Below are 19,745 nucleotides of genomic sequence, written 5' to 3'. Positions count from 1 at the left end.
GGATGAAGACCCAGTTGAGCTCCTCCGGAACGGTCATGTTGCCGTGAACAGCCATCAACCGCCCCCGTCAACACGAAGGGAACCCGACCAGACCATTCGGCCCAACCAGGTTCCCAAGCCGCCCATGGTCACATCTTTCCCTAGACGCCTAGCGGCGTCCGTCGTAGCCGCCGCCACTGTTGTTGCCGCTGGTGGGCGGCAGCGGTGCAGGAGAGGGAACATGCTGGAGGTTCGTCTCAACGCCGGAATTGCCGTTGAGAGGCTGCGGTCCACCTTTTGTGGAATTGTAGAACTGCTCCGCCAGATTCTCGGCGTTCTCAGCAGCCGCTTTGTAAGCCCGCACCATGCTCAGGACACCCTGGCTGGCCCCCGTGATGCCGTCAGCCACCCGGTAGGCACTCTCGTACCAGTCTTCGACGTCCTTTTTCCACTTTGCCAAGAACTCCCTGGCACCGTGGTCATCGCCGAACGTGTTCGGGTCGACAAGCGTGGACAGGCTGGGAAGCTTGGCCAGGATTGCCCGGTACCGCCCAGCTGCTGCTTCGAGCCCGTCCGCAGCTCGCTGAAGTCCGAGGGTGTCAACCCAGCTGACCTCATCGTTCGCCATCGGAGGTCACCCACCCCTCGTGGATTCCGCCGAAGAACACCGCGTCATCTGGGTTCTCGGGGAACAACTTCTCGAAGTCGAGCTTGCCGGGTTCTTTGCCGCGCAACGACAGACCTGACGGCATCATCGGCTCCATCAGATCCGCCATCTTCTCGCGAGCCATCGTCTGCGCCTTGCGAACGGTGTCGCACACGACGTCGGCGAGTTCCGCAGGTGCCATCTTCTTGTACGCGCCGGTCGGGAACCCGATGCCGGTGATCTGACCGTAGGTGTCGACAGTCGCCGAGACGACGTTGCGGGGCGAGGTGGCGGTGGACGAAATCTCAGCCATCCTCGCCTGCATCTCCTTCAAGTCAGCGCGCCGCTGACGGTATTCGGCGAGTGCTTGCTCGAGCTGGTCTTGCAACGATGACGACATGAGTACACCTCGCCAGAGGAGATATCAGGATGAGCAAATTAAAGATTGTTATCTCAACCTAAACAAGCACTCCAGCCCACATCCGCCCTGTCGCACCACCGCGAATGCCTCTTTCTCCATCAGCGGTGATCACCTGACCGAAGCCGGCCCTGCCGTGGTGCCACGCACCGTGCCAGGCGGCAGGTCGGCCACGGCGAGCACGCGGGAAGCTGCCATCCCGGCCAGCTCGCCCTGCAGCTCGGCCACGACAGCGGGCCTGCGGACACGATCTGATTGGTCGTGCGCAGGAACGCCGGCAACGCATCCTTGCTGTCTTGAACTTGCCGGCTGGTACGGCTTGAAACCGAACGCCTGCCAGATCCACGACGTCTCCGGCTGCGACCTGCCGATCTGGGAGATTAGCGACCTGGTTGGCCGGTGTTCTGACGATCAGCGGTCAGGTGATGAGCGATTCCACAACCACTGCGAGAGCTGTTGATCCACATCACGCCCGCAACCTCATCCACGCTCGCGCTGCAACTTCGTTCCTGGAGCCCAGCGTCCGCAAACTCTCCGTCGCGGCCGCGGTGCCCACCTGCTCTAGGCTCACCACATCGCTCAGATCGGTGAGCATGCGGAGCACATCGGCGTTCCCGTCCTTGGCCAGCTCCACCGCGACGACACGAGCCGCGTCAACCCCTGTCGCCAGCAGGCGTTCAAACGACGTGACGTCTCGCCGTGCCAGCACTCGGATGGCGCCGACATGACCGGCCTCGGCCATCTTGAGCAGCGTCTTCCACGCATGACTGACCTCAGAGATCTGGACATCGGCCAGGTCCAGGACATCGGCCAAGTGCGCCAACCTGCGGGCTGCACGCTCGTCGCCGCGGCTCAAGTGCCTCAATCGCGCAGCCCGCACCTCGGCATCCGCGACGTCGGCGAGGCCGGCGGCATCGCCCAAAACCTCCAGCCAGTCGATCGCGGGCATGTTGCCGCTCTTCGCGAGTTGCACCAAGGCGGCACCTGCCTCCGTGATGCCCTCTATCGCCAGCTCGCTCAACGCGTCGAGGCTGCTACTCCTCACGAGCGCCCGCAACGCCTCGGCGTCACCTGCCCGTGCGAACTCCGCCAACGCCGTTTGAGCAGACACGACCTCTCCCTGTGCAAGGTCGGCCAAGCTGGTCAGATCGCCCCGGTCGCGCAGACGCCTGACCGCGGGCTCGCGCGACTCGACCGTGATCTCCACCCGCGCGGCCACCTTCCTGTCCGTGGAACGCGGCTCTTCAACACCTCGGATCACCGCGGTGTCCAGCAGCTGCCGTTCCACAGCCTTCTCGGACCGAGCGCCGGTGAGCAACTTGCTCAACGCATCGAGAACGGCCCCAGCGCGCTTGCGACCTGTCGCGGCGCCATCAGGCTGATTCGTGATCACGCCCCGCTCAGGGCGGCCGTACCCGGTGATGGTCATGATCGGCAGGGGCCGCTGCTGGTCGTTGTGCTCGACGACAACCTGCATCAGCAATGCCGCGAACTGGCGGATCGCCTTCTTGTCCTTGATGGTCCCCGCCGCAGTGGGGTCGAGTCGCATCAGGCTCGTCTCGAAACCGATGATCGTCGTCAACGACGAGTAGTCCCAGTCGAGCTCCGGCACAGGAGTGCCGCTCTTTCGCATGACCACGGGCGTGCGCACCTTGTCGCCTTGCAGCCACTTCCCGTGCATCTCCCAGGACGCCTTGTAGTCCCAGACCGCTTTACCGATCTGGGTGAAAAGCGACCGTTCTACTGCCGGATCGAGTACCCGACGCCAGGCGGCCGGGTGGGGTGACCCCACGTAGTAGCGGTTGACCAAGGTCTTGATCTGCCTACGCAGATCATCGTGGTGTCCTGCGATGTGCCTCAACAGCAAGGGCAACACCTTGCGCGGCTGCTGATGCCAGTCTCCGAGGGTTATCTCGAGAGCACGTAGGTCGAGCAGGCCGTTGCTCGTCGGCACCGACCTCAGCAGACCATCGACCACCCGGTTGACCAGGTCGACCGTGGCAGCGCGATCACGGATCGCCGGCCGTGTCCCTGGAGTGCGGTCCGACGTCGCGTAGGTCCATCCCGTTGCGAGGGCCCGCGAGATCTCGTCGAGTTCTTTGTCCACCTCGTCGTCGCTCGCTGCGCCGTCCCGGAAGAGGTTGAGGTGACCTCCGCTGGTCACCAGCAACGTCGTCGAACCCAACGGCTCCACCTCCACTGTGACGCCCTGCGTGGCCGAGAGGACACTCACGGCGGGGAAAGCACGATGCACGCGTACTGCGAAGTCGTGGGCGAACCCCCCACTCCGGGTGAGCTGACCGGCGTGACCCGTGAGCAGGAGCCACTTCTCGCTGCTCGTCCTCGTCGCCCAAGTCGCAAGGACGACCTCTGCGAAGGTGCTGCCGTCAACCCGCACAGCACCGATCGTGTTGACGTCCAGGAGTGCCGTGCGCTCGTCTGCATTCACCACGACCAGATCTAGGTCAATCGGAGCCTCGACGCCGAGGCGGCGTTCTCCGCCTTCCTCGATCAGCTGGATCTCACCCACACCAGACAAGGCCAGCCGGTCCAGCACCTCAGGCGACCAGGTCGAGGTGCTGGACGAGAAGACCTCGCCACGTTCGCGACCCTCCGACGACAGGGGAACGGACGCCACTTCGCTGCCGCGGAACCGGCGCTCGCGTCCGAGGATGTCGTGTCCGGTGAGCCAAACCTCGCGCCAATGCGCAGGAGCTTCCTGGGTCGGGTACGGCTCGCTCACCACGTCATCGCGCGACACGAGCAAGTCGATCGATGCCAGTTGTCGCGCCGTGAGCATCTCGCCCGGCCCGTCCGGGAGCTGAACGGGGTTGTCGGCACCGAGCAGGCCTGCTACGCGCTGAGCGAGCACATGATCTGTGCTCCGTACACTCCACGTGGTTCTCGCAGGCCCCGTCGGCGCACTGGGCGAGGTGACATCAACGATGACGTGCGGCCCTTGGTCCTCCGAGTCGACGCGGATCACCTGGACGAGGAGCCGATCACCGCTCAGCGGTAGCGTGAGGCCCGAGTTGAACACGTGGTCGACTACCTTGACCAGGTTTTGCCAGAACTCCGTCCTCGCCCGCTCTGGCAGGTCGTCGGAGAAGACCAGCTGGATCCGGACTTGGGCCTCGCGCACCCAGAAGCGGGGGGACAGCTCGGCGCGCTGGACGTCGTACCTGACGGGTAGGCCACGCGAGTTGCTGCGTTTGACCGCGGCTTTTCGTCCCCGGCCGCGAATCTGGTCGAAGTCCGCAAGATCGACAGGTGTGGCGGTGGCAATCAACCGCCACACCTCGGGGAGCGTCCTCACCTGGAACTTCCGCGTGGCGTACGCCAGCAAGACGACCTCAACCGCCTCGAACCGCGCAAGGGTCCGCAGCCTGTTGAAGGCTGCGCGCAGGTTCTCGGCTGGCCCATCGCTGACCCTCGTGAGGTGGTGCTGAAGGTCGAGCATTCTCAGCATCGCACGGCGCTCATCCAGATCAACGGCTTCGTCAGACGGGTGTTGCGGTTTCCGGTACGTCCATCTGATCTCGTGCGCCCGAGCGAGTTCGTCCGCGACGCGGACCGGGTCGTCGCCGCCGAAGGTCACCAGGTGACCTCCTTGCGGCACCACCACTTGAGAGAGCTCGTGCCGGGCAAGGTCCGTCGCCACCAGGACCCGGCGGAACACGCCGAGCTCCGCCAGGCTCCGCTGCAGATAGTCGGCCAACTCCAGGTGACCGCGTCCGCTATTACTCGAAGAGGTCGCCACCAGCATGATCCTGCCTCCATCAGGCTGGCCGTCGAGTGCGCCGATCCAGCGGAGCAGGACCGCGAGGGAGAACCCGTCCACGAGCACGCTGGTGTCGGGAGTCTCGACCGACGCATAGTGGTCTAGAACTTGCAGGCCGACCACCAACACGTCGGGCGAGTCAAAGGTGGTGGCGAGGCTCCTCCCACCTGAGTGCCAACCGCTCTCGTTTTGGATCACGGTGAGTGGACGCCTGTTCATCAGCGTCTGGCGGAGTGGTGTCCGAGGCATGGTGCCGCCGAAGAGATCCACCATGCGCACCCGCTTGCCGTGGCGGAGCATCGCGACTGTCAGCTCCCCAGCCGCAAGACGGACATCCAACGAGGAGGAATCGCCGGGCTCGTAGTACTTGCCGGGCAGCGTGTGGATGCCGAACCTCTTCCACATTGCCTCGGCGAAGACGTTCGCCCAACCGTCGCCGGATTGAGCTGCCGCAGGCGCGGTCTCTTGTGAGAGGTGGGCCGCCAGGAGGGGACCAACTCGTCGGCCACCGGGAAGGTCCTGGACGCTCCAGGCGTCCTTCTCTGCGACCAGGCCTGCCGTGTGGTTGTCGCCGCACCCGAACGACATGCCGAACACCCTGCGTCCGCGCCCGACCGGCTGGCGCTGGACCAGCTGTCCGAACACGGGCTCCGATTCCGACGCAGCAAGCACCTGCTCCAGTGCGGAGGAAGCCTCGTCGACGTGGTCCGTCAGCGACGTCGTCGGATTTCCTGACGACTGGGCGTCCACGATTTGTCCGAGGACCAGACCGAATATTTCCCGCACGGCCGGACGAACGGACGCCGCGAGGAAGCGACCGACGAGGCCTACCCCGTCAAGGAGGTCGAAGGCCTGCGCAACGCTCTCGGCCTTCGCCTGATCGCCAGGCCCCATGATCGTCGTCAACACGTCGAACAGGACACGTCCGAGCGCCTTCCCGTCGACGTCGTGGGAAAGCACCCTTGACACGACACCGAACAGCTCCGCGACGTCATAGGCCCTCGCGATGTCACGCGCGAGTGCCGTCGCGGCGTCAGGTCCGCTCTGGTCCTGCCGCTTCGCGACCTCCCTCACCACGTCGCGCAAGGTGAAGGTCGTCGCGTCCGGCCGCGCGCCGGTGCTCAACCGCGTCGCCAGATCGCGGAGCTCGTGGTGAGCGGACGGCGCGAAAAACCTCAATCCTTCGGCATCCCCCAAACGCGCCAACGCCGACACCGCGTCCGGGGCGCCCTCCGCAGCGAGCCTGGCCAGGCCGGTGCGGGCATCGGCGACCTTCGCACCGATCACCAGGCCGACCAGCGCCGGCACGTCGCGCTCGTCCACCAAGGCCCTCAGCGCGAGCTCGTGGCCATCCGCCGCGAGCTCCTGGAGCAGCTCGCGCGCATGCCTGTCGCCCCTCCTGATCTGCTCCACCAGTGCCTCGACGTCGCGGATCTGGGCCAACGCCGCTAACGCGGTCTCGTCACCCGAGCCCGCAAGCTCGCGCAGGCCGTCGTGCGCAGGCTCGACCCCGGTGAGGATCGCCTGGTGAAGACCTGCCGCGTCGTTCGTCTGCACCAGAGCACGCACGGCTTCCGAGTGCCCCTCGGCCGCGAGGTCGCGGATCAGCGACCTCGCGAGGCGGTTCGGCACCAGTGGACGTGCGGCGTTCACCAGATCAACCAGCAGTTCCATCGCGGAGCGACCACCGAACTCCGCGTGTGCGTGCACGTCGCCGTTGCGCACCAGTGACGCGGCGGCGTGCATGCTGCCTGCACCGGTGAGCGAGACAAGGACCTGCTGCGCCGTGACATTGGCAGCGGCGACTTCGGTCAGCGCGGCGAGCGAGTCGCGGTGTCCCTCGCGGACCAGGGTGATCAGCGCGGTGAGATCTCCATTTTTCGCGAGCTCGAACACCGAGGGACCGCTCGGAGCTGGCGGCGTGCCGCCGTGCAACACCTCGTAGGTCGTGTCGCGCGCCACCGAAGATCGGAGCACCGGTGAAGGCTCGATCACCCCGCCTGCCGGGGCGTCCGGGTCCGGAACGGCACCACGTCCCTCGACCACAGCGGATCCCGCCAGAGCAACGTGTTCCAGGTTCCACGCCTCGCTGGGCACCAGCCGCGCGTCTGCCCGGTAAAGACCGTCCGACATGAGGCCCCGGCCGCCGGCCCGCCCGTCACGGTTGTGGAGGATCGCATCGAAGCTGTAGGCGTCGTACAACCCCAGCGTGTGCCCCAACTCGTGGGCGAGCGTCGCACCGTTGTCGTCCAGTCCGAACGAATGCTGGCTGCTGATCACGCCATCCGGGTGGATGTCGACGTTCACTGTCGCCTCGGCGGGCGAGCCGGCGAACTCCACTCGCACGTGCAGCTGGTCACCCGACGGCAAGCGGTAGCCCTGGTTGTAGAACCGGTTCACCCCGGCGTGCATCGCGTTCTGCAAGGATTCCACCCGCTCGGGCGCCACATCATCGGGCAGCCGCAGAAACACCTTGACGGTGAACTCCTTCACCCACCTGCCGGGCTCGACCTCCATCCGCCTGAGCTCGTAGGCCGCCTCGGACTCCGTGAACGCGGAACCGAGCACCATGGCCGGACGTCCACCCGGCCTCCGGTTCGGCACGATCACCGACTGGTCCGACACCGAGAACGGCGCGGTCCGGATATACGCGGGCGTAGCGTTGTCCCGCAGCTGCTCCCACTGGCTCACGTGCATGGGGTTGTGCGGTTCCATCCACTCGGCGGAACTCGCCGTGCTCGTGCGCCAGCTGTCGTCGTCCAGCACGGTCCTGTTCGGCAGCTCGTCGCCGCGGCCGTTCGATTCGTCCAACTCACCGGAGCCGACCACGTCAGCTGCGAGCCAGTCGAGTTCCACTTGGTCGCCGTCTGAGGAGAGTGACCTGATCGCCCTGTCGGCTCGGTCTTCCCAACCTGGGTGCTTCTCCAGGTGCTCCTCTGCCAGTTCGTACATGACATCGGCCAGCACCCCACCGTGCGTCCTGGAGGTGACGCGTTGCCTCAGCAGGAGGTCGACCAGACCGTGCCGATCGGCGAGGTCGAAGGCCCAGCTGAGGCTGGTGGCCAAGTCTCGTGTCCGGGCGAAGCCCGCCTCCGTCAGCTCGTTTCCGACCGTGATCAGTGCCTCGCGCAGCGCCGTTTCCCCGGCCTCCGAACTCAAGCGACCCGATTTCAGCCGATCGACGAGCCCGGCCTCATCAGCCAGCACCATCGCGGTGGCTGTCAGGTCGTACTCAGTCTCGGCGCGTGCGGACGGAGACGGCTTGTCCGTCAGCTGGATCAGCCCGATCAGCCACACACCGCCGCCGTCGATGCTGTCGTCGGCGATGAACACGCGGGTGATGACCTTGAACCGTGAGCCCGGAATGAACACGACGTCGCCGGAGCTCCGCAGTCCCGAGAGATCCCGCCCCGTCTCGGAGTGGATGGTGAAGGCGATGTTCTCGCCACCCTGTTGCCGCACAGCCACCGTGCCGCTGGTGAACCCGTTCTCCGTCACGACCACGCCCGGCTGGTACCGGTCCACGATCCCATGGAGTTCGGCCGCGGACACGTACTCCGTCCGGATCACGGCGCCGTGATGCGCCGGGAACCGGTTCAGCCCGGAGACGAGTGTTCGCATGATGTGCTCATTGCGGATGACCACGGCCTGGTCCGCAGTGCCCAACGCCTGGTTCAGGTCACGGTGGTATCCGTCCGCGAAGGCCAGGACCGCGACGAGCTCCTCCTTCGGGATGTCACCAAAGCGGCGGTCTTGGAGTTCTGCCGAAGAGGCGAACGTCGCGTACTCGCCGAACGACTGCTCGAACCACGCCCGGTCTTCATGGGTGCTGCGGAACTCGTCGTCGCCGAAGTACCGAGGGGTGGGATCCCCGTGGAAGAGCCCGGTTCGCCCGGCGGAGGTCTCCGAGCCTGCCTGCACGGCGGCAACCGGCGGCTCTGCGGAGCCAGACTCCGGAAGGGGCGCCCGAACGACCTCCTCACCGCCCTCGACGGGCAACTGCTGATCGAGGCCCCAGCGCAACGCGGTCGCGATCTGGTCCACCGTGAAACCGCCGGAGAACAGGCGCGACGTCGACCGCGCGAACACCGGCCGGAACCCGTTGGCCAGCAACAGCCTCGGCAGCAGCAGGTACACGTTCAGCGTGCCATTGCCATCGCCGAGCGGGTGCAGGACCTGCAGTGCGCGCACCGCGCGCGCGATCGCACGCAGCCGATCGTGATCGCCGACGGCACCGGCCAACTCGTTGTAGTACCGCTCGAACACCGCATCCGTCAGAACGGAGGTCTCCGCAGGGGCGTACGCGGGTTCCAATGTCCATCCCCCGCCGCCTCGCGACTCCGACAACACCACATGGCCGCGTTCGGCGTCCTCCGTGTACATGACCAGCTTGCTGCTCACGAGAAGGCGACCGCCGATTACTTCATCCCTAAGGTCAGCCGCTGGTTCCTCGCTTTCCAGGTAGACGCCAACTCGTCCGGGCTGTGTACCGGTCAGGTCGAACGAGGTCCGGTCATCGTGCTGCGCACCGAGGTGCCGTGTGGCCAGCGTGTGCATCCGTTGGTACTCGTGCCACTCCACGCGGCTCGTGACCACGGTCGGGTCGTCAAGGATCCTCCGGACCGAGGCCACCATGTCACGCTGGGAGCCCGGCGACAGGTCCGAGCGGGGCGCTTCGGGAATCGTCCCCGCCCACGACGCGAACATCTGGCCGAGCCAGTCCGCGACCTCGCGGGCGTGATCGAAGACCGTCTCGATGCGCCGCTTCGACGGGTGGTCGGCGGAGCCCACGTCGATGATCGGTTGCGGGGCCTGGGCAGGCGTCCGCTCGACCTCCTCGTCGCCCGCGACCTCCCGTCCGCGCATCGAGACGCCGGGCATCTCCTCACGTTCCGCGACGCCGAACTCTTCACGGACGGCGGGCAGTCCACCGGTGGGGACGACCCGAAGGGCGCGCTGCCAGAGCTCCGCGAGTGCCGCATCCGGATCACCCGTGTCGATCTGCGCGACCTCGGCGAGCGCAAGCAGGTCCTCGCGGCCGGCGCGGCTCGGGAACGGAGTCGGCTTGGCCAGCCTGTCAAGCGCTTTCAGAACATCGCGCTCCAGAGGACCGAGCTCGGAGACGCCGAAAAGCCCCAGTGCGCGTTGCTGCTCAGCTGCCTCCAGCCCACCGGGGGTACCGATCTCCTGCCCCAGGCTCACGGTGAAGTCGTACCCGTTGGCGACGGCGAACGCTGACAGATACGCCACCAACCCCTCGGCTTCTTCGCGAGTCGTGTTCCTCTCCTGCCTGCCGAACAGGTCACCCCAGTTCACCACGACGCGCGACACGTCGTTCCAGGACATTCCGCCGTGAATCTGCGCCTCGAAGTACCGGCCGACCGCGGCGTACCCGTCCTGCTCGACCTGCGCCCGCAGCTCCGGGTCGTACCGGAAACCCGTTACGTCCGCGAGAGCGAGCCGCACGTTCTCCGGGTAACCATGTGCCAGCAAGCCGAACAGGTGGCGACCGTCTGTATAGGACTCGACACCGCCTTGGCCGTACGCGGCACTGTCCTGCGCGGTGAAGGTCACCCGGCTGCGCAGGTCCTCCTTCAGGTACAGCACGCTGGAGCCATAGGCGACGGCACCACCGCGCTGCAGGCTTGAATTGAGCGCACCGTAGACGGGCAACTCAGTCGGGGCCGTGGGCGCGAAGTCGGCCGACCGATCCCGCCGGTTCGCCGGATCGCCCGCCGTGCGACCCAGCACCGCGCCGTAACCGAACTGCTCCTCGACCCAACCGCGACCCGCGACGTAGGCGGTCCCCGTGCTGAACCCGCTCTCCCAGAAGTTCGGGAAGCGCCCGGACGCGGTCAGGAACTCCGCCCCAGTCGGCCGATGCCGGCCCGGCATCCGAGGCGCCCCACTGGGTGCCCTGCCGAAGTCGATGTTGCGCACCAGCCGCATCGACTCCAGGTGGCGGTGCGCAGCGTCGAGAATGAGCTCCATCTGTTCTGCGTCTGCCATGGGATAGGTCGTTCGGAGCGTGTCGTTGAGTTCACCTATGCGGGCCAGCGCGGCGGCCTTGTACTCGTCCTGACGTCGCGCACTTCGGTTCACCGCAGTGGCCAAGGCGTTGATCTGCGTGGGTGTGAGTTCGACCCGGCCACGCCCGATGCCGTCGAGCCCACCCGCCCTGACGGCCTCGACGTAGTTGCGGGCGATGTCCTCATGACCGCCGGCCAGCAGCCTCCGGACCACGATCACCGCGTCGTCCAACCGCGCCACCGCGGACTTCTTGACGGCAGGTGACAACAGCGAGTCGAGCACGCCGCCCGCCTCGATGAAGCCGAACGCGTCGGCCGTGCGCTCGGCCAGATCCCGCGCGGATCCGCCCTCCACTAGTTCACGCGCCACCTCGTCCACCACATGGGAGAGCACGCGGCGCGCAACCGCAGGACTGCCGACGCGGTTCTCGACCTGGGCGACAACGCGCGCGAGCAGGCTGAAAGACTCACCGTGCTTTGAGGTCACCTCGACCGGCGAGTCCTCGGCTGGTGCTTGCACGGTTTCCGGGAGGTGGAGGGTGATCGTGGCGCGCCCGGTGGCGACACGGGACAGGTAGGGGACCGCGACACCTTCCAGGTGCACGTTCCGCAGCACCACATCGGCCGACAGCGACTTCGTCGCACGGGATGCCAGATGTTGCAGGGCACGTCCAACATCCGTGTGCAATCCGTTAAGGGTCTCCTCGGCGTGCCTCATCGCCTCACGTGACGCGGTTTGCTTGTCACGAACGAGCAAACTGATCCGACTGAACCCGACGATCCGCACTTCCGGCAGCGGGATGTCGTCGAGGGCGTTCTCGATGGCGATCTCAGCCAGCAGACAGGCGGACTTCTCGAGCGCCGCCCGGTCCCTGACCCGCCGCGTCTTCAGGTCGTACTCGATGTCGACCGGGTCCACCACGAAGGGAGCCGAAGTCCGCGACGGGGCCACCTCGCCCAGCGGTACGAACTGGACCGGGCGCCGAGTCTCGTGCTCGTCCCACGTGGCCTTCCCCGTTACCGTGAACCGTTCCCTGGCAAGCGCTCCCAGCGAGACCGACTGCCACACGCGTTTGACGCGCTTGTAGTCCGTCACCGATCGGACGTGAGGAAAGTCTCCCTGATACATGTACACCAGCGCCGCGGCCTCCACGATGTCCGGCCGCTGGTGGCCGCGCGCCAGTTCGTGCACCGCAACCAGATCAAGGTTGCCACCACTCGCCTGCACAGACACACGAGACATTTCGACGATCTGGCTGAGCAACGCTAGCGTTCCCGCACGATCCTCAACCGCGATCTTCGTCTTCCGCGAGCGTGCACGTTTGTCCGCGTAACGCCACTTCTGGTCCAACGCTGCGACCAACTCGGCGACGACCATCACGTCATCTGCGACAGTCGTCTCACCGAAGACGTTGAAGTGGCCTCCATTCTGCACCGAGAAGGTCGGATTTGTACCGTCGCCACGCCCCGCCTCCGGCGGATATACACCGACGAGGTCGGTTCCTCCGACGACACGTCGCCTGAAGTTCCTGGTCTCCAACAGCTTCTGAACGGCGTACAGAAAACCGTCCTCGTTCGGCCGCGCCGCGACACTACAGGAGATGAGCACGACCAGGCTGCCGTCGGGGCGTCTGTCGAGGAGTCCGGTGTCTATCGCCACGTCGACGAATCCCTCCGGCCCAACCTCGACCGTGCCGATCGAATCGACCTCGAGTTCACCGGAAGTCTGGTCGCCATGCAGGTCGAAGATCGTTGTGGAATCGTCGTCCAAGCCGCTGATGCCGACTGTCAGCGTTTTGTTGTGGATCGTGTCCCTGAGGAACACCGCATTGTCACGATGCCTCATCCTGATCCACTTCGCGACGTGGTTCGCCTTGGCGAAGAGCACGCCGACGTCTTTGCCATCGCGCTGAACCAGCGTTTTCTTCACCTGTCCGGGGGTGAATCTGCGGGTCCTCCTTTGCGCGTCGGTCCCGGACACCCACAGCACGTGCGTGGCATCTGGCAACTCCGAGTGCGGCAGGCTTCGCAATCCGCCTGGTACGTGCTGGTTGTCCAAACCAGTGAGCTGGCGCCGAGTGAGGATCTTGCTCGTCCACGGCCGGGTGCCCGTGTCGTCGTACGCGCCGAGCAAGTCAGCTACGTGCTGGGCAAGGACGTGGCTCGCGTCTCCGATCACCCAGTCGGTCCGGCCCGCGCCCCAACCCGATCCCGCATCATCGACGAACACCTCGGCGTGGGCATCAGCTGCGTCCACGAGGCGAAGCAACTGCACTCGCAACAGATCACCGCTGTCGGGCAACACGAATCCGCGGTTGAACAGGTTCTCGACCCCGTGTTCGAGGTGCCTCCAGAACCTGTCCTGCGCTTGCACGGACGTCGTGGCGAAGTTCGTGCGAAGCCGCAAGATGATCTCCCGCACCCAGACACCCGGCCGCACCTCGATCCGGCGCACGTCGTAGTTGACCGGGCCGCGGTCGCTGCTCGCCCGCACCTCGTTGACCGGCGCGCTGGACCGGACCATGTCAAGCGAAGTCAGCAGATCGAACGGCGCCTCGTTCGCGACGTCCCGGCCGGGCTCCACGACCCGATCGCCGCCAGGCAACTCAGTGATCGACGGGCCGCGTGCGGACAGAGCCTGAGCATCCGGCACGGCGGTCACCGCGGAGGACACGGCCGGACCGGGCAGCAGCTCGACGGAGATCGTGACGCGCAACGTGGTGGAGTCAGGCTCCGGCTCGATCGCACCGGTCACGAAATCGCGGGGCAGGACCAGGTTCGCGTCGACAGTGCGCAGACCCGCCGACGCCAGGCTGCGCAGGTGGCCGTCCAGGCGCGAGACGAGATCCGCCCGAACAACGTGCCCGCGCCTCATGGCCACCGCCTGCTCCGACTCGACCGGGTCGAAGCCGGTGACTCGCGCGATCGGCAACGAAAGCCCGTCGACCTGGCGCCGAACCGCGAGTTCGGCCAGCGACTCGGCCCGCTGCTCCAGCTTCGTGTGCTGGTCAGGTCCCAGGAGGTTGCCGTCGCGGTCGACGTACACGTGCGTGGGCACGAGGAACCCCGCGAACACGTCCTGGGTTCCGACCGTGGCGGCGGCAGTGGTCGTCTGGTCCGGCCCATGGTCAACACGGAGGGTGAGGGGCTGTGGCACCTTGTACGCGGTACCCACTACCCACGCCCCCGCCGTCCTCGACGCGGGAGTGACACTGGCCGTGGCCTGGTCGACAGAACGGTGCTCGAACGAGCCCTTGATCCTCCGATCAAGGATCACGTCATCGGCCGAGATCAAATCCGCGTTCTCGGGAAGCAGCTGGGCAATCTTGTGCGTGAGGAGTTGGCGCAGCGTGTCCGCCGCGATCTCGGCGCGCTCCGCACCCTTGCGGCTCGCCTCGTCCCTCGACATCGGAACGCCATCCATGCGCCCGTACCCCACAACGCTTACACGCGGTAGCGGAAGATCGTCCGCCTCGTTCTCCACCGCCCACTCCGCGACCGCTTGGATGAACAACTCAGCCGCGCGGAGATCATCGACCCGTCCCGTGGACACGTCGAAGTGCAGGTCCGCAGGAGCGATCATTTCGGCGTCCGGCAGGCGCAGCTGTGCCGACGTCCCCAGTGGCACCAGCCTCACCGGCCGTCGGTGCTCTCCACGCTCGTAGTCCCACGTCGAACGCCCGGTCACGGTGAACCGGGAGCGCGCGAGGCGGCTCAGCGGCACAGCGGTCCACGTGTCGCCCCGCTCGTCCATCCTGCGGTCCGTGATCGTGCGCACCTCAGGCAGAAGTCCAGGAGCCGAAGCCGCATACGCGAGCACCGCCGCAACGACCACGTCCGGACGCGAGTGCCACCTGCCGGCCATCTCGTGAAGTCGCGTCAGGTCCAGGTCACCGTCGCGAGTACCGACCGAAGTCCGCAGATCAGCCACGAGCTCACGGATCAGCTCCAAGGTAGCCGCACGGTCGTCGAGCGAGACCTTCTCACCGCCCGAGCGTTGTTCTGCCGCCGCGTACCGCCAGTCGGCGAGCACAGCCCCGACCAACTCCACGACCACGGCATCGTCGTCCTCGACAGTCGTGGCACCGAAAGTCCTCAGATGGCCACCATCCCTGATGAGGAGAGTGGGCCTGTGGCCGCTGACAGCGGACATCTCGGTCGAGGACGCCACGACACGGCGGTGACGACCCACGTTCGCAAGCGCTGCCTCGAAGTCGAACGCGAACCCTCCCTCTTCCCGCAGACCGCCCGCACTACACGCGATCAGCAGTACGAGCCCACCCTCCGGCTGGTCCTGCAAGACACCGACGGCCTGAGCCGTCCGTGCGCCGGCCGCACCGTCGAGCACCACATCGCCGATGCCCATCGCATAGAAGGCGCCGAGGTGGGGGGTGGCATGCCAGGTGAGCACACGTGCGGTCGTGGAATCCAGCCCGGGAACCATGATCGGCAGAATCCGCCCGCCGTAGTCCTTCTCCCGGGGGCCGGAGGCCTGACTCATCTCGCGGAGGAAGACCGTACTGGCACGCTGCGAACTGGCCGCCCATGCGGCACTGCGCACGGGGTGGGTGACGCCGGTGAAGTTTGCGCCCACCACCTGCCCGTTGACCCACAGGACCTTTGACACGACCTGCTGCGGAAGGACCTTGCGAGCGCGCCCGCTGTAGTCGGCGGCGTTCACGAAGACCTCGCCGGTGTGCGACGGGATGTCCGCGTACGCCAGGTTCCGCCAACCGCTGTCGGGCCGTTGCAGTTCGAGCCCCTGCAGGTCGCCCCGGGTCAAACCGAAGCGCAGTCCTTCCTCGACCGGCGTTGCAGAGCCTGCGCGGACGCCCAGCAAGTCGAGCAACCGCAGGGCAAGAGCGGAGTTCGAGTCATCGGATCGCCATCGCACGCGGCTCGATGGTTCGGGGGACTCGGGGGTGTCGACGGTGAGGCTGAAATCCGCATCCGCCGGCACATCGGCGCGAACAATCTGCAACCGCAGCTCGTCACCGCTCACCGGGAGCCGGAAACCCCGGTTGACGAAGGTGTTTCCCGCCGTCAGCAGCGTCCGCCACAAGTCCACCGCTACCTGATGCGACGTGTCCTCCGAGAAGGACAGATAGATCTTGAGAGTGAACTCCCGCACCCACTTGCCCGGCTCGACCTCGATCCGGCGGACCACGTGGCTGACCCTGCCCCGGTCTTCGGATTCCTGGTAGCGGATCTCGTTCACCGGCGCATACAGCCTGAGCGCGTCGACCACGGTCTCGGCGACCGGTGCGAACTGGGCTTCCGCCACCTCGTCGAGATCGAGCCCGGTGCCGGTGCCGCCCCATGGCTCCCCGCCCTCAGCGGTGAGCGGCGCCGGCTGCGACTCGGAGGGATCCTTCTCACCATCAGCCGTCCAGCTTTCAGGAGCGCTGGACGCGACGCCGACTTTCCGGACCTGGGTACGATCGAGCGAGCGACCGGCCGGAAGCGGGGTCGTCGCCTCTCGCCACGCCGCCCACCTCGTCCGTTCGCCGTTGTACGACACGGGTGCGGAAGAACGCAGCTCGAGAGCGTCAAGGGCGGCCTGGGGTGTGTCCGGCGAGTCGACCACACCGGCCAGGCGATGGGCGTCAGGCCCGGTGCTCAGCAGCCGGAATGCCGCTTCCCACACGAGGTCCTCGCGCTCACCGTTCCGGGCGACCGGCGCGACCTTGCCGAGGTCGAGCAGACCGTGGCCAGATGGAAGCATGAGCTGCCCCTCCAGCGCGGTGACCACCTTGCTCACGCGATCCACGGCCGAAAACAGCGGGGAGTTCTCCGCGAACCTTCTACGTGCGCGAGAACTCTTCGCCGACCAGCTCGGCATCTGCGCCAGTACATCATCAACAGTGAGGGCGTCCGCTGCACGAACGCCGCCTGCCGTCACCCACGATCCGCCTGCTTCGACGAGGGTGAGCGTGTGGCGGATGCCGGTGGCGGTCGAGCGGTGGAACACCGTGAGCTTCTCCGTGGACGCGTGGGCCGGTCGGTCCAGGCCGGCAGCCCTCATCCCCCGCTGGAAAGCCTCGACGACGCTGCCTTGTGTCCCGCCGGCGCCCGCGTAGCAGATGTAGAGCGCGAAGTCGTCCACAGTAGACGGATTGCGCAGGGCGAATGGCGCAGACCGCAACACGAGCTGTGCCAGCACATCGCCGTCTACATCCACCTCCGTCGTGGTCCCGTTCTCGTGAACAGTGATCCGCGCCGTACCCGGCAGGCCATGCGTGTCGACGAAGAAAGTCCGCCGCTCGTCGGCCCAGGGGAACGGAAACGCGACCAATTCCTCGTCCGGGGGCACCGGCAGGACCTGGCCCTGCGGCTTGATCCTTCTGCTGGTCCCACCAGACTGGCGCGCAGGATCATCAGGGAACCCTCTTAGCAGGATCGACGGATTCGTCGGGGCGCCGTAGGTGACGCCGACGATCCTGCGATTGCCGTCGACCAGCGCCCGCGCCTGCACCTGGGCGGCGGTGAAGTAGCGACGGGCACCGAAAGTGTCCGTCCCATGCAGCACGATCGGGCTGGGCGACTGGGGCAACTGGATGGACAGGTCCGCCCTGACGTACGTGGTGACCTTCGCCGGAAGGCTACGCTCCTGTTGTACACCCCTAACCGCGTCTGGAATAACCGCTTCCGCGTTGATCGCGAGATCTGCGGGCGAGAGAAGGCTGGCGAGGACAGGCTGGAACCGCGCCAGCAACTGCTGCCGCACTTTCGCCGCGCGGCGTTCGCCCGAGGCGCCACCCGATCCCTTCACCGACCGGTTGCCGTGTCCGTGACCGATGATCTCGAAGACCGGGTGCGGCAGGCCGTCGCCGTCCAACTCAACGACTGCTTCCGCCAGCCACCTCGCCACGGCGTCGACGTCCCGGGCCAACGGCTCGCGGTCGTCGAACCGGATCTCGAGCGGTGGTACGTCGAACGCCGCCGGCGGCAAGGTCTGCCCCACCGGTACCAGCACAGCGGGCCTGATCACCTTGCCTGACCTGAACCAGGTCCCCTTGCCCTGGACCGAGAACCGTGCTCGTGCTTCCGGTGGCAGTGCGACCTGCACCCAACGCGTCCCGTTCCACGCTCGGTCGACGACCTCGGTGACCGCGGCCACCGCGTCCGGCCTCGACGCGAGGTAGGTGAGAGCAGCCGCCCACACCAGCGTCGGATTTGTTTCCCGCTCGATGGATGTTCCCGCGGTCAAGTCGAGGGTGCGACCGCCCGACCACATAGCTTGCACATACTTGTTCACCGCCACGGCACTTCGGTCCCCGTCGGTGGCCACGCCAGCCGCGAGACGGGCATTGGCTGCGGTAAGGGCTTCCGCATCTCCCACCAACCTGACGACCGCAGCGACCGAAAGGGCGCTGACTGCCAGATTCGGTTCCACGGTGGACCTGGAGGTGGCGGGCATCGCGTTCGCATCGGTGAAGACAGCAGCCAAGTCCTCACGCGCGCTCGAGGTCACGCCGGTTGTGCCAGCCGCGTCGATCGCGCCACCTGGGCCGTGCGTCGTGGCAACCTCGGTGTGCTCACCGCGCCAATGCTGCCGTTCAGTTCCAGAGACGTTGAGCAACGAACGCGCCGGTTCGGGCCGGTCCACAGTGTGCGCTTTGCCATACGAGAACTCCGTATCCGTGACGGTCCGAACCACGGAAGAGATCTCAGGATTGCCCGCTGAGGAACCCGGTGCAGCGTTCGAGATCAGCTCCGGCCGCGGATGCTCGGCCACCGCACCCTCGAACAACGACAGCGGCAAAGTGGTGGACGCCGTGTTGTCCCCTTCCCGCCGCGACTCCAGGAAGGATCCGATGGCCCTGCCCTTCATCCTGGTGATCTCGCCCGAAACGAACTGCCCGGCCAGCAGCTGCGCAGTCCCTTGCAAGCCCTTCGGCAAGGTGACCTGCCGCGCGGACAGGTCGGAGAGCACTGTGGACAGGTCGTCCGATTGGATCTCTCCACCAGGCCACTGGAGGTCTCGAAGCTCCGAGTTCACCGCGCTGAGCAAAGCCTTGTGAGAGTCAGACCACTTCTCGGATGCGTCGTGCTGCCTCGAAACCTCGCCGTCCACGTCGGACTGCCCAGCCGTGTCCGATCGCAAGTCGTGGGCGATGTCCGCGTCCGAATCCTGTGCGGCTCCGGGGTCGATCGCCACCTCGCCCATCGGCGCAACTGGCCTGGGCGAGATATCCGTCGGCGTGTTCGAGGTGGCTTCCGGCGAGATCGACGGCGCGGCGGACTCCGTGGAGGCCGTCTTCGTGTTCTGGCCGGCAGCGGAGGTCGCAGTGTTGACATTTGGGGACGTGGTACCCGACTGAGCCGTGGGCGTCGCCGGACTCTGCAGCGTCGTCGGGGCGGGGCCGGACGTGACCACGGCCTTCGGCGGCGCGGGCGTCGGGGCCGGGGACGGCTGCGGCGCCCCCGGGGTGGCGGACGGGACGGACGCCATTGCAGAGGGTGCGTTGACCGAGGTCGGCATCGCACCGACACCGCTCCCCGGAGAGCTCGTACCGGGGGAGGCGGTCGGCACCGTCGTCGAGGTGGTCGGCACAGGCGCGGGTCCGTGCGCGACCTCATCCGGTGAGGCAACCGCCGGCTCCGGGAGAGAGGCGTTCCCGCTGCCCGCGTTTCCACTGCCGCCAGACCCGCTACTTGGAGTGACAGAAGTGTTCCCACGGAGCCCCGCCACGGCGCTACCGCCGCCGTTACCAGATCCCCGAGGCGTGTCGACAACGTTGCCGCCGGTGGTGGTGTTCCCTCCGCTACCCGTACCAGCCGCTTCCTCGTACGACGGCGGTTTGCCGTCATAGGCCGGAGGAGCATCGACCGGCTCGGGGATGTCGACATCGACCTTGTCGACTTTGATCTCACCCGGGCCGCCGAGCT

Annotated in this window: 4 protein-coding genes; 1 reads left to right on the top strand and 3 read right to left on the bottom strand. The window is 66.6% G+C overall.

Annotated features, from left to right (window positions below; genetic code table 11):
- Positions 1-148: 148 nt before the first annotated feature.
- From ABFX45_RS44120 to ABFX45_RS44110, 3 genes are all read right to left on the bottom strand, one after another.
- Positions 149-607 (bottom strand): hypothetical protein, encoded by a 459-nt coding sequence (locus ABFX45_RS44120; protein WP_109638738.1) that lies wholly within the window; start codon positions 605-607, stop codon positions 149-151.
- On the bottom strand, positions 594-1,025 hold the full coding sequence (locus tag ABFX45_RS44115; RefSeq protein ID WP_109638739.1) for a YbaB/EbfC family nucleoid-associated protein: 432 nt from the start codon (positions 1,023-1,025) through the stop codon (positions 594-596). Before ABFX45_RS44115 ends, ABFX45_RS44120 begins: the two co-directional genes overlap by 14 nt.
- A 484-nt stretch (positions 1,026-1,509) precedes the next feature.
- Positions 1,510-18,063: a hypothetical protein gene (locus ABFX45_RS44110; RefSeq protein WP_346137101.1), complete on the bottom strand. Its 16,554-nt coding sequence runs from the start codon at positions 18,061-18,063 to the stop codon at positions 1,510-1,512.
- Between the two features lie 883 nt (positions 18,064-18,946).
- Between ABFX45_RS44110 and ABFX45_RS44105 the strand changes: the two genes are divergently transcribed.
- On the top strand, positions 18,947-19,177 hold the full coding sequence (locus ABFX45_RS44105) for a hypothetical protein (RefSeq protein WP_346137100.1): 231 nt from the start codon (positions 18,947-18,949) through the stop codon (positions 19,175-19,177).
- Positions 19,178-19,745 lie beyond the last annotated feature (568 nt).

Source organism: Lentzea roselyniae, assembly GCF_039537795.1.
GTDB classification, from domain to species: domain Bacteria; phylum Actinomycetota; class Actinomycetes; order Mycobacteriales; family Pseudonocardiaceae; genus Lentzea; species Lentzea atacamensis.
The sequence above is the reverse complement of the archived record's forward strand: the minus strand, read 5'-3'. Positions and strand labels throughout refer to the sequence as shown.

What these genes read in the sequence shown, in the direction of transcription:
- ABFX45_RS44120 (WP_109638738.1), bottom strand. Translation starts at nt 607, where the DNA reads ATGGCGAACGATGAGGTCAGCTGGGTTGACACCCTCGGACTTCAGCGA.
- ABFX45_RS44115 (WP_109638739.1), bottom strand. Translation starts at nt 1,025, where the DNA reads ATGTCGTCATCGTTGCAAGACCAGCTCGAGCAAGCACTCGCCGAATAC.